The 12,941-nt window shown below is 62.8% G+C and carries 10 protein-coding genes; 7 read left to right on the forward strand and 3 right to left on the reverse strand.

The genetic code is table 11. From position 1 onward, the window contains the following. Nucleotides 1-103: 103 nt before the first annotated feature. Nucleotides 104-853, reverse strand: coding sequence for a hypothetical protein (locus ABIB36_RS14720; RefSeq protein WP_354562105.1), 750 nt, complete (start codon nt 851-853; stop codon nt 104-106). After that, the gene (locus ABIB36_RS14725) at nt 850-1,704 is read right to left on the reverse strand and encodes a hypothetical protein (protein WP_502944942.1); all 855 of its coding nucleotides are present in this window, start codon (nt 1,702-1,704) and stop codon (nt 850-852) included. The genes ABIB36_RS14720 and ABIB36_RS14725 overlap by 4 nt, the downstream gene beginning before the upstream one ends. Nucleotides 1,705-1,848: 144 nt before the next feature. Between ABIB36_RS14725 and lspA the strand changes: the two genes are divergently transcribed. From lspA to ilvA, 7 genes are all read left to right on the forward strand, one after another. Then, complete coding sequence (gene lspA, locus ABIB36_RS14730) at nt 1,849-2,508, forward strand: signal peptidase II (RefSeq protein WP_502944939.1); 660 nt, start codon at nt 1,849-1,851, stop codon at nt 2,506-2,508. After that, on the forward strand, nt 2,505-3,431 hold the full coding sequence (locus ABIB36_RS14735) for an RluA family pseudouridine synthase (protein ID WP_354562109.1): 927 nt from the start codon (nt 2,505-2,507) through the stop codon (nt 3,429-3,431). Before lspA ends, ABIB36_RS14735 begins: the two co-directional genes overlap by 4 nt. Next, nucleotides 3,428-4,093 (forward strand): hypothetical protein, encoded by a 666-nt coding sequence (locus ABIB36_RS14740; RefSeq protein WP_354562112.1) that lies wholly within the window; start codon nt 3,428-3,430, stop codon nt 4,091-4,093. Before ABIB36_RS14735 ends, ABIB36_RS14740 begins: the two co-directional genes overlap by 4 nt. Before the next feature lie 213 nt (nt 4,094-4,306). Further along, nucleotides 4,307-7,843 (forward strand): DNA polymerase III subunit alpha, encoded by a 3,537-nt coding sequence (gene dnaE / locus ABIB36_RS14745; protein ID WP_354562114.1) that lies wholly within the window; start codon nt 4,307-4,309, stop codon nt 7,841-7,843. Between the two features lie 376 nt (nt 7,844-8,219). Continuing rightward, nucleotides 8,220-8,654: a nitroreductase family deazaflavin-dependent oxidoreductase gene (locus ABIB36_RS14755; RefSeq protein WP_354562118.1), complete on the forward strand. Its 435-nt coding sequence runs from the start codon at nt 8,220-8,222 to the stop codon at nt 8,652-8,654. 145 nt (nt 8,655-8,799) lie between these two features. Beyond that, nucleotides 8,800-10,860 (forward strand): oxidoreductase, encoded by a 2,061-nt coding sequence (locus ABIB36_RS14760; RefSeq protein ID WP_354562282.1) that lies wholly within the window; start codon nt 8,800-8,802, stop codon nt 10,858-10,860. A 112-nt stretch (nt 10,861-10,972) separates the two neighbouring features. Continuing rightward, on the forward strand, nt 10,973-12,334 hold the full coding sequence (ilvA, locus tag ABIB36_RS14765) for a threonine ammonia-lyase IlvA (protein WP_084346600.1): 1,362 nt from the start codon (nt 10,973-10,975) through the stop codon (nt 12,332-12,334). Here ilvA and ABIB36_RS14770 read toward each other — a convergent pair. Further along, nucleotides 12,322-12,858, reverse strand: coding sequence for a TetR/AcrR family transcriptional regulator (locus ABIB36_RS14770; protein WP_084346599.1), 537 nt, complete (start codon nt 12,856-12,858; stop codon nt 12,322-12,324). The two genes, ilvA and ABIB36_RS14770, sit on opposite strands and share 13 nt — an antisense overlap. Nucleotides 12,859-12,941 lie beyond the last annotated feature (83 nt).

Here is a 12,941-nt window from a genome sequence, read left to right on the forward strand (position 1 = left end):
TAGCACTCGGTCGGATAGATGCCGGTGTCGTCCCTCTCGGGACGGCACCGGCATTTGCGTGTCCGGATAATCATGTTCGAGGAGATATCGCGAACGCGTCGTCTCACACGCCTCGGTCGGCGCCTCTGATCCGATCCACCGCGGTTGTGGCCAGGTCGGTCATGAGGGATGGATCGAAGGCATCCTGGCTAGTCCCGACAAGTTGTACGACCGTCGAATCGACCACGGCAACCACGACGTCCGACACCAGTGTGTAACCGCCACTGTCGATGGTCAGACGCACCGAGACCGACGCGTCGCCGACCGTTTTCTGCTCGCGACCCTCGAGTCGGTAGTCGACGCGCACTCCATCCGCATCGGTGCCGGAGTATTCGGTGCACTGAGCGAAAGTGTTTTGAAGTGCAGTGAAGGCCTCTGCTGCCCCACGGCCGGGGTAGCTCGCCGCGTCCTCGTCCAGCGAGGAGAAGTTCGGACCCGAGTAACGCACGTCGGCCCCAGCGGATGCACCGGGCAGCTGTTGCTCGATGGGTGCAACTACATTGCCGCAGGCTTCGGGATCGGTGCCCGATCGGTCCGGCGCGTCGTACTCGGGAGCCGGATCCATGCCGAGATCACGGACCGGGTCGGGAATCGGTGCAAACCCGTCGGGGAATAGATCCATGGTGAGCATCGCCGACTGTAGCGCCGCCGAATCGGTGATCGGTGATCCAAACAAGGGATCGGGTGCGGCGACAACCGGGCCGAGTGTGACCTTCGCCGCGGCATCGGACGCAGTATCGGACCCAACGCACGCGGCGGCTGACAACGCCGTCGCGACGGCCACAGCAGTGAGCAACAGTGGACGCGAGCTCATGGCGTGGTCCATCGAACGGTGTCGCTGATGTCCTGACGCAGGACGGTCGATCCTTCGGGGTCGCTGTACTGCTGTTTGCCGCCGACGGTGACCTCACCCGACAACGGAAGTGGTTTGCCGGCGTCGACTTCCAGGGTTCCCGTTCCCGTCATGGTGTAGGAATCGATGGTCAGTGAACCGGCGTCGTCGGGCAGTTCCAGCGTGGTCGACTCGGGTGTCTGGTCTATTCGCAGGTCGATGGTCATGCGATCGCCGTCCCGTGATCTCAGCGTTGCGGTCGTCACCTGGTTGAGCGTCACTCCGCTGATGATCTGTTGTTCCACGGTCCACACGGCGCCGACGCCGATCTCGGCGTCCGGATACGAGACCGACCTGTACACGGCCTGGTTCAGCGCCTGTTCGATGGCCGCACGTGCTGAATCCTGCGTCTCGTCCGACGGTGTGATCGTCAGCGCAGTGATCGCCCCGGCATCGGTCATCGTCAAGCCGGCAGCCGAACCTTCCGCTGGCGCCAACGCGTCGGTGAGTCGTTGATCTGCTGACGTCGCTGTGCCGACGCGAAGGTTCACCGTGTCGGAGGAGTCCATGTCTGTCGCGGTCAACGGCAGGGTGAGCTCGGGGGTGGAGAAGTCCTGCACTGCTTGGTCGTCGATCTGCTGAGTCACTGCCGAACGGGTGGAAAGCTGAACCGTCTGATCGCCGCTACGCACAGCGGTCACGGTCGATCGTGGTTCCGCACCCGGATCCAGCAGAGTTGTCGTCACCGGGGTGACGGGCAGCGAAACGCCGGAGGTAGGGGACGGGGTCGTCGCTGCCGACGTGTCCTCCCCGGAGGAGGTGCACGCCGTCATGAGAGTGGCGATTGCGGCGACGGCGGCAAGTCCGCGTAGACGTCGTACGGAGGTTTCGGAAGTCGAGATCACGGCACCCAGATTACGGACACGGCTCCCGTGCGAGTGGTCGCCGCCGGTCCGGATGTGTGGTGCGAGGCCTGGATGCGACATGATGGGGGTGTGAGTGAAGACCGCCCGACCGATCCGACCAGCCCCGACAGTACTGCCGACAAGCCCGACCCCGCGCGCACAGACGCGCATATCCCTGCGGAATCCGCGAAGTCGGACGGCGTGCCCGACAAGCCGCTGCGGACCCGGATGCTGGTTGTGATCGCGTTCGTCGTGCTCGCTTTCGACCTTGCAACCAAGATCGCCGTCGTTCATTGGATTTCGCCGGGCAGACCGGTCGAGATCTTCGGCGACGTCGTCACCTTGCGTCTGGTGCGGAACCCCGGCGCCGCGTTCTCCATGGCAACCGGTATGACCTGGTTGCTCACCATCGTGGCGGTGTGCGTCGTGATCGGCGTGATTCGGATCGGACGGACATTGCGTTCGCCCTGGTGGGCCCTCGGTCTCGGTCTCGTTCTCGGTGGCGCGCTCGGAAACCTCATCGATCGCTTCTTTCGTTCTCCAGGGCCGTTGCAAGGGCACGTGGTCGATTTCGTGTCGGTGGGGTGGTGGCCGGTGTTCAACGTCGCCGACTCCTCGATTGTGTGCGGCGCGATTCTTCTGGTCGCGTTGAGCCTGTTCGGGCTCGAACCGAACGGTCGACGTACCGAGTCGAAGAAGAACTCCACAGCGACGACGGCGGTAGAAAAATGAGGGAATCACGTTCGATGCCGGTTCCCGACGGACTCGACGGCATGCGTGTCGACGCAGGCGTCTCTCGGCTGCTCGGCTTCTCCAGGACCGTGGTGGCCACGCTCGCGGAAGAGGGCTCGGTGGTAGTCGACGGTGCCAAGGTCGGTAAATCCGACCGCCTGTCGGCAGGCACCTGGCTCGAGGTCGAACTGCCTGAGCCCGCCCGTGAGTTGACGGTGGTGGCGCAGTCGGTCCCGGGAATGGCCATTCTCTACGCCGACGACGATATCGTCGCGGTGGACAAGCCGGTCGGAGTGGCTGCGCATGCGAGCGTCGGCTGGACCGGCCCCACCGTGATCGGTGGACTGGCTGCTGCCGGGTATCGGATCTCGACGTCCGGATCACACGAGCGTCAGGGCATCGTGCATCGTCTCGATGTCGGTACCTCGGGTGTGATGATGGTTGCCACGTCGGAGCGCGCGTACACAGTACTCAAGCGCGCGTTCAAGGAGCGCACCATCTCCAAGCGGTATCACGCTCTGGTGCAGGGACATCCGGACCCGAGCAGCGGGACGATCGATGCCCCGATCGGGCGCCACGGCAGCAACGATTGGAAGTTCGCTGTACGTGCCGACGGCAAAGCCAGTGTGACGCACTACGACACGATCGAGGCTTTTCAGGCTGCGAGCTTGTTGGACGTGCACCTCGAGACCGGTCGCACTCATCAGATTCGGGTGCATTTCTCGGCGCTCCGGCATCCTTGCTGTGGCGACCTGACGTATGGGGCGGACCCGAAACTCGCAGCACGGCTCGGTCTGGAGCGTCAGTGGCTGCATGCCAAGTCGTTGGGATTCACTCACCCATCCGACGGCCGATGGTTCGAGATCGAAAGTGAGTATCCCGCCGATCTTCAGCACGCGCTGGAGGTATTGCGCAAGGCATGAGACGGTTCGGCGGGGCACTCGAGGCGGGCGTACTGGTGGCAGTCGTGGTTGGACTGCTCTGGTTGGTCGGGGCGATGAATCCGCTTCCGCGCCCCGGGGTGAACACCGATCGACTCGGGCCGGACAACGGCGAGATGGTGTCGGATTACCTCGACATGGCGCGGGGGACCCTGCGCGGTGTCGATGACGGCAATCCGCGTTGGGCTCTCGTTTCTTTCGACACGCCTCTCTCCCCGCAGCGGCTGGTCGCAGTTGCCGATGGTGCACGGATCGCGCGGGTACTTCTGCGAGTGCCGATGGACCGCGTGCAGAGTCAGGTGATCGACATCGGTGTCGCGGGGAGCGAGCAATCCGTGCTGCGGGCGGAGAGTCTGGCGGCGTCGCGGCTCGGCATGAGCGCCGGGCAGTGGGACCGCCAATCTCAGATCGACGCTGCATCGGCGGCGCGGCTCGGCTCCGGTTGCGACTGTGTCGTCGGCGCGGTACTCCGTGCCACTCCGTCGGCCTTGCTTTCCATCGAGAACACCGAGGGAGTACGAGCCGTCGAAGCGCTGCCTGCCGACGCGATTGCCGGGCGCTTCGCGGTGCGAGTACTGCTTCCTGAATTCGTTGCCGTCGTGGGACCCCTTCCCGACGACGGGCCCGTGCCCCCGCCGCGATGACGGCGCCTTCCGTCTCTTTCGTCACACCTGTCACGAGAGCTGCAGGACACGGTCATCGTTCCCTCAGGACACACCGACAGCATGGAAAATCTGTCGGCTCGAACGCTTAGAGTGGGTGGGCTTCGGTATGGATCCTTCCCGCTGGCGCGATAGGCACTGCCCGAAACTTTCGACCGAGATTCACACACAGTTCGACCTTCAGGAGACATGTTCGTGGCTGACTCGTTCGTTCATCTGCATAACCACACCGAGTACTCGATGCTCGACGGGGCCGCGAAGATCGCGCCGATGTTCGCCGAGGCCGGGCGCTTGGGGATGACCGCGGTCGGGATGACCGACCACGGCAACATGTACGGCGCGAGCGAGTTCTACAACGAGGCCAAGAAGGCCGGCATCAAGCCGATCATCGGCATCGAGGCGTACGTCGCGCCCGAGTCCAGATTCAACAAGAAGCGTGTGCTCTGGGGCGACCGGAGTCAGAAGTCCGACGACGTGTCCGGCAGTGGCGCGTACACCCACATGACGATGGTGGCCGAGAATGCCACCGGTTTGCGCAACTTGTTCAAGTTGTCCTCGCTGGCATCCATCGAGGGCCAGTTGGGCAAGTGGGCACGGATGGACGAAGAGCTGATCGCCACACACGCGGAAGGCATCATCGCCACCACCGGGTGTCCGTCGGGTGAGGTGCAGACGCGACTTCGGCTCGGTCAGGATCGCGAGGCGATGGAGGCTGCCGCCAAGTGGCAGGAAATCTGGGGCCCGGAGAACTTCTTCGTCGAGTTGATGGACCACGGGTTGTCGATCGAGCGTCGAGTCCGCGAAGGTCTGCTCGAGATCAGCAAGAAGCTCTCGATCCCGCCACTCGCCACGAACGACTGCCATTACGTCACGAAAGACGCAGCGGTCAATCATGAGGCGCTGCTGTGTATTCAGACGGGCAAGACTCTCAGCGATCCCACCCGCTTCAAGTTCGACGGCGACGGTTACTACCTCAAGTCGGCAGCAGAGATGCGCGAACTATGGGACGACCAGGTTCCTGGCGCCTGCGACAGCACGCTTGCCATTGCCGAGCGCGTCCAGCCCTACGACGACGTGTGGGCCCACCGTGACCGTATGCCGATCTTCCCCGTCCCCGAAGGACACACCCAGGGGACGTGGCTTCGACACGAGGTCATGACCGGGCTGGACCGCCGATTCCCCGACGGCCCGACCGAGGAATACCTCGCCCGGGCCGAATACGAGATCGGCGTCATCCTCGAGATGGGGTTCCCGGCGTACTTCCTCGTCGTCGGAGACCTCATCAACCACGCAAAGGCCGTCGGCATCCGGGTCGGGCCCGGCCGTGGCTCGGCTGCAGGCTCTCTCGTGGCGTACTCGATGGGGATCACCAATATCGATCCGCTTCCGCACGGACTGTTGTTCGAGCGGTTCCTGAACCCCGAGCGCGTGTCGATGCCCGATATCGATATCGACTTCGATGATCGCCGACGCGGTGAGATGGTCCGCTATGCAACCGAGAAGTGGGGCAGCGACCGCGTCGCTCAGGTCATCACCTTCGGAACCATCAAGACGAAGGCCGCGATCAAGGACGCCGCGCGTGTTCAGTTCGGGCAGCCGGGGTTCGGTATCGCCGATCAGATCACCAAGGCGCTTCCGCCTCCCATCATGGCCAAGGACATTTCGGTTGCCGGGATCACCGATCCGGCGCACGAGCGGTACAAGGAAGCCACCGAAGTCCGTGCGCTCATCGACTCCAATCCCGACGTCGCGACGATCTACAAAACGGCCAAGGGCCTCGAAGGGCTGATCCGTAACGCCGGCGTGCACGCCTGCGCGGTGATCATGTCCTCCGAGCCGCTCACCGACGCGATCCCGGTCTGGAAGCGTGCGCAGGACGGCGCGATCATCACCGGCTGGGACTACCCGTCGTGTGAGGCGATCGGCCTGCTCAAGATGGACTTCCTCGGCCTGCGAAACCTCACCGTGATCGGTGATGCAATCGAGAACATAAAGGCCAACAGAGGTATCGACATCGATCTCGATGCGTTGCCGCTCGATGATCCGGCGACGTTCGAATTGCTCTCGCGCGGAGATACTCTCGGCGTGTTCCAGCTCGACGGCAGTGCGATGCGAGATCTGCTTCGACGCATGCAGCCCACCGGATTCGAGGACATCGTCGCAGTTCTCGCGTTGTACCGCCCGGGCCCGATGGGGATGAACTCGCACAACGATTACGCAGATCGTAAGAATGCTCGACAAGAGGTCAAGCCCATCCACGCCGAACTCGAGGAACCCCTCAAGGTGATTCTCGGCGAGACCTACGGCCTTGTCGTGTACCAGGAGCAGATCATGCAGTTGGCGCAGAAGGTTGCCGGGTACTCGCTCGGCCAGGCCGACCTGCTGCGTCGGGCAATGGGTAAGAAGAAGCTGTCGGAGCTGGAGAAGGCGTATGCCGGTTTCCGGCAGGGCATGCTGGACAACAGTTTTTCCGAGGCAGCTATCAAGGCGCTGTGGGATACGGTTCTGCCGTTCGCCGGTTACGCGTTCAACAAGTCGCACTCCGCCGGTTACGGTCTGGTGTCCTACTGGACGGCGTACCTGAAGGCGAACTACCCCGCCGAATACATGGCAGGGCTTCTTACCAGTGTCGGCGACGACAAGGACAAGGCAGCGCTGTATCTGGCCGACTGCCGCAAGCTCGGTATCACCGTGTTGCCGCCGGACGTCAACGAATCCGAACTCAACTTCGCCTCTGTCGGCACGGACATTCGTTTCGGTCTCGGCGCAGTGCGCAACGTCGGCACCAACGTCGTGGCCTCCATTCTTCGTGCGAGGTCGGAGAAGTCGAAGTACACCGATTTCTCCGACTATCTCCAGAAGATCGATGCGGTCGCATGTAGCAAGAAGGTCACCGAGTCGCTCATCAAGGCGGGCGCCTTCGATTCACTGGACCACCCTCGAAAAGGGTTGATGCTCATTCACGCCGACGCTATCGATGCGGTGATGGGCACCAAGAAGGCCGAGGCGATCGGGCAGTTCGATCTCTTCGGCGGCGAGGACGCCGACGAGTCGATCTCGGCGGTGTTCAACGTGCGTGTTCCGGACGAGGAGTGGGATTCGAAGCATCGGCTGGCACTCGAACGAGAAATGCTGGGTCTGTATGTGTCCGGTCACCCACTGTTGGGTGTCGAGCACATGTTGAATGCGCAGTCGGACACCAACATTCCAGCGATTCTCGAAGGGGACGTCAAGGACGGCACCCAGGTCACCATCGGCGGAATTCTCGCCTCGGTCAACCGGCGCGTCAACAAGAACGGCCTTACCTGGGCATCGGCGCAACTGGAGGACCTCGTCGGCGGCATCGAGGTGCTGTTCTTCCCGCAGGCGTATTCGGTCTTCGGCGCAGATGTGACCGAAGATTCCGTGGTATTGGTCAAGGGTCGAGTATCGGTGCGTGACGATCGGATTTCACTGATCGCCAACGATCTCGCGGTACCGGACCTCTCGGCTGTCGGAGTTGCGAAGCCATTGGCCGTCAGCCTGCCGACCCGTCAGTGCACGGCGGACAAAGTCGGAGCACTGAAGAAGATATTGATGTCTCACCCGGGTACTTCGGACGTGCATCTACGTCTGGTGGGCGGAGACAAGGTGACCGCAATGAAGCTCGACGACAGTCTGCGGGTTACCCCGACGTCGGCGTTGATGGGTGATTTGAAGGCACTGTTCGGTCCTGGCTGCTTGGCAGGCTGACCGCTTCCGCGAGCTTCAGGGACCACCAGGCGAGGACCGTCGCACCTGCGCTACCGAGCACGGCCACCTGTAGGGAAGTGGTCAGTGCTAGAGCGCCGAGGAACACCAGAACGCCTACGGTAAGAGCTTCGAGCTTGTACACCGGCCACGGTGTGCCGGCGATGTCCACTGTGCGCAAGCGCGTACGCGTACCGGCTGTCGTCTCGGCGTGGGTCATCTCGTTGCTCCGATCGGAGGTGGCGAATTCTTGTTCAGGTTATACGTACCCAGGGTTTCGGGCTACCGAACTTCGGTGTCGGATATCCCTGTCATCGCGCAACCGGGAAGAAATCGACACTGGTGGCATGGGGGCCCGAGTAGGTGTTGACTGGACGCCATGCCGTTGACAGGGGAATACGAACCGAGCACCTCCGACTGGGCCCGCAAGCAGGCCGAACTTCTCGAGGAATCGGGGGGCACCCAAGGCACATCCATGAATGGAATGCCGGTAGTTCTGCTGACCACCAAGGGGAACAAGACGGGCAAGCTCCGTAAAACACCGTTGATGAGGGTCGAGCACGACGGTGAGTACGCCGTCGTTGCGTCATTGGGTGGAGCTCCGAAGCATCCGGTCTGGTACTACAACGTGGTGGCCGATCCGAATGTCGAATTGCAGGACGGTACGGACAAGGCCGACTACGTAGCGAGGGAGGTCACCGGCGAGGACAAAGCGGTGTGGTGGGAGCGCGCTGTTGCGGCGTACCCCGACTACGCGGATTACCAGAAGAAGACCGATCGCGACATACCAGTCTTCGTTCTGAGCCGGGCCTGAAACCTGCCGGTAGCAGTTCGCATTTCGCCGTGGAGTCCCGTTCATCGAGAGCGATTCATTGTCACGGCGCAAAGCGAATTATCGTCTACTCGTGACCCGCAACCAAACTTTCCCGCACCTTCTCGCCTCCGGGACCATCGGTCCTATGACCGTTCCGAACCGCGTCGTTCTTCCCGCAATGGATATGAACCTCAGCCATGACGGTGAAATCGAGAGTGGCGACATCGATCATTTCGTCGCGCGTTCGGCCGGCGGAACCGGGCTGATCATCACCGGATGCTGCGCTGTTGCCTACCCGGTGGGATGCACCAGCCGCAAGGAGCCGGGGCTCTCGGAAGACCGGTTCATCCCCGGAATCAAGGCGCTGGCCGACGCGGTGCACGCCACTGGCAGCAAGCTGTGCGTGCAGATGACGCACCACGGCAAGGTGGCGCGAATCGACACCCTCGACGGCCGACCGCAACTGGTGCCGTCCATGCCGAAGCCTCCGAGTGACATGAGTGCGATGGCCGATTGCACGCCCGAAGAACTGGGCAAGATGGGTGCTATCAACGAGGGCAAGAAGGCGACCTACCACGAAGCCACCAAGGAAGATCTGGATTGGCTGGTCCGCATGTTCGCCGAGGCTGCCGGACGGGTGAAGGCAGCGGGCGGCGACGCCGTCGAGATTCACTGTGCCCACAACTACGTCCTCGGGGCCTTCCTGAGTCGGTACACGAATCAGCGCAGCGACGAGTACGGCGGTTCCTTGGCGAATCGGGCTCGCCTGACGTGTGAAGTTATTCGGGCGGTCGAGGCGGAGGTCGGCGATTCGCTCGCCGTCATCGTGCGTTTGGCCGGTCAAGAGTATGGCGAAACCGACGGGCTGACCGTCGACGAAGCCGTTGCGGCCGCAAAGATGTTCGAGGAGGCCGGCGCTGACGCCATCCACGTCACCGGTACCGCACTGAACGCTTTCGCCAACTTCACCGACGGCCCCCTGCCCGACAAGGTCGGCTTTTACACCGATAATGCAACGCGAATCAAGCAGGCGATATCGATCCCCGTGATCACCGTCGGACGTATGCTCCCCGACGTCAGTGAGAAGATGATCGCCGAAGGACGCACGGACTTCGCGGCGATGGGTCGCCAGCTGCTCGCTGATCCGGACTTGGTGAACAAGCTCGAGGCCGGAACGCCGGAGCGCGTCCGTCCCTGCATCAATTGTTATGTGTGCGTTCAGGAGAACTTCTGGGACGAGACTCCGTTGTGTGCGGTGAATCCTGCCCTCGGTGACGAAACACTGCTTCCATTCGTGCGTACCGCCACCCCGAAGCATGTGGTCGTGGTCGGGGCCGGCCCCGGTGGACTCGAAGTCGCCCGTGTCGCCACCGAGCGTGGACATCGAGTTACGGTCGTGGACAAGGCCGATCGGCTCGGCGGCACGCTGTGGTTCTCGAGCCTTACGACCCCGGACAACGGGCGTTTACTGAAGTGGCTCGAATCGGAGACCTCGCGGCTGGGCGTCGATATCCGGTTGAACACCGAGGCGACGGTCGCTTCCATCAAGGCGCTCGACGCCGACGTGGTCGTCGTTGCCACCGGTGCTGTGCGTGAGCGGCCCTCCGTTCCCGGTGGCGATCTCCCGCACGTGCACACCGGCGATACGCTGCGTGCCTTGATGACCGGTGCCGGTGACACTTCCCAGGTGCCGCCGTTCCTGCGGACGATGGCCAAGCTGGGTAAGTTGTCCGGCATCACCAAGCGTCCTGCTCTCATCCGCGCCGTGACCCGCAAGTTCCTGCCGATGGGCAAGAACGTCGTCGTGGTCGGTGGCTCGCTCGTGGGGCTCGAGCTCGCAGAGTTCTTGGCCGAGCGTGGACGGAATGTGACGTTGCTCGAAGAAGGGCAGCAGCTCGGCGTGCCGATGGCGATGCCGCGTCGCTGGACTGCGGTTCGCCATGCGAAGGAGCACGGTGTGGTGATCCACCGCAACGCGACCGTGCAGCGAATCACCAAGGACCACGTCGAGTTCCGAGTCGGTGACCAGACGTTGACCGCGCCGGCCGCCATGGTCGTCGTCGCTTCGGGTGTTTCGGCGCAGGCTCCGCTCGCCGAAGCGCTGACGGGTGTAGTTGCCGATGTGCAGGTTGTGGGTGACGCTGTCTCGGTCGATTACATCGAGGGTGCGATTCATACGGCCTGGAAAGTCGCCACGGCTCTGTAAGCCACGGACTGCAGCCGACCTCGAGGTGATCGGGGTCGGCCGCAGCGGGTCTTCGGAAGCGCAATGGATGCCCGGTTCGAATCGGGAACTGTGCTGGTGGCAGCATGGACGAGTGTCCAACTCGCCTGATGTAGTCGTAGCCAACAGTCACACGTTCGCAGTCACTGCGGACGATATCGACACGGCTGCGCGACGAATTTCGGGCGTGGTGTCCGCGACGCCGTTGCAATACTGCGAACGACTCTCTGCTGTTACCGGTGCGCAGGTCTATCTCAAGCGCGAGGACCTGCAGATCGTTCGCTCGTACAAGATTCGCGGTGCCTACAATCTGATGGCGCAGCTGAGCCCTGAGGAGTTGGCGGTGGGGGTAGTGACTGCCAGCGCCGGGAACCACGCGCAGGGTGTGGCGTTCGCGTGCCGTTCGATGCAGGTGCACGGCCGGATCTATGTTCCTGCCAACACTCCCAAGCAGAAGCGTGACCGCATCCGCGTCCATGGTGGTGAGTTCGTCGAACTGATCGTCACGGGGGATACCTTCGATGCTGCCAGTGCCTCTGCCGCGGCAGATGTCGCGCGAACAGGCGCAACAATGGTTCCACCGTTCGACGACGCACGGACGGTGGCAGGGCAGGGAACCATCGCAGCCGAGATCATCGAGCAGCTCGGTGCCGCACCGGACACCGTGGTCATGCCGGTGGGTGGTGGTGGCTGTATCGCAGGCATCTCGACGTACCTGCGCGAGCGCTCCCCGGCGTCCGCATTGGTCGGTGTTGAGCCCTCCGGAGCCGCATCGATGACGGCCGCACTCGTCGCAGGCGGGCCGGTGACGCTGGCGGAGATCGATCCCTTCGTCGACGGCGCCGCAGTTCGTCGGATCGGTGACGTGCCCTACGCGGCGCTGCAGAACCTGGGTGCCGAGGTTGTCTCGCATGCGTCGCTGCCGCTCATGGCTGTGCCTGCTTTTCGGCCGGGAACCCTCGACGCCGGCCCGTTTCTCGTCACGCAGATCGACGAGGGGGCCATCTGCACGGCCATGCTCGATCTCTATCAGAACGAGGGTGTGATTGCCGAGCCCGCCGGCGCGTTGAGTGTCGCTGCGCTGCATCAGATTTCGGTTGCGCCGGGCAGTACTGTGGTGTGCCTGATCTCCGGCGGCAACAATGATGTGTCGCGATACGGCGAGATACTCGAACGTTCCCTTGTGCACCTCGGACTCAAGCACTACTTTCTCGTCGACTTTCCGCAGGAACCAGGCGCACTTCGTCGTTTTCTGGACGACGTCCTCGGCCCGGACGACGACATCACCCTGTTCGAGTACGTCAAGCGAAACAATCGTGAGACCGGCGCGGCGTTGGTCGGCATTCAACTCGGGGTCGCGTCAGGGCTCAGTTCGCTTCTCGAACGTATGCGCTCGTCTCATCTGCAGGTCGAGCAGTTGGAGCCCGGAACACCCGCATATCGCTATCTGACGTGATCGGTTCCGAGTAGCCGTTCGACGACCTGTTGATGCAATGTCGGGTCCACCGGCGGCAGATTCAGTAGCGCGCCCAGGTAGATGCCGTCGCCGACGAGTCGCACGATCTCGGCGTGCACCGGGTCGTCGATCTCGGCCTGGAGGCTCTCGTCCCAGAGTCGCATCATGTCGATGACGGCTTGTTGTATCTCTCCAGGCTTGCCGTCGACGCTGCGCAGTACGGCGAGGGTCGAGCGGTAGAGTGCCGTTTCCTTGTCCGAGATCGATCCGGGTGGCTGCAGATACCAGTGGGCGACGGTGGATCCGCCACGTTCGGCTTCGGCCCTTTGTTCGTCCGAACGCTCACCGAGTCTGCGGACCATGGCGGCGATCATCGCGTCCTTGGTGTTGAAGTGGTAGAGCAATCCGCCCTTCGAGACCCCGGCCGACGCGGCGACACTCTCGAGTGTCACCTTTGTCGACCCTTCGTCGAGGAGCAGTGTCTCGAGTGCGTCGAGTATTCGATCACGTGTGTCTGACGACATATATATCACTGTACCGACTGGACGGTGCACTGCTATTCTGGGTAACTGTACCGTCTGGACGGTCCAGTCACAAGGTTGTCGAA

This window comes from Rhodococcus sp. UYP9 (genome assembly GCF_040547235.1).
GTDB lineage: Bacteria > Actinomycetota > Actinomycetes > Mycobacteriales > Mycobacteriaceae > Rhodococcoides.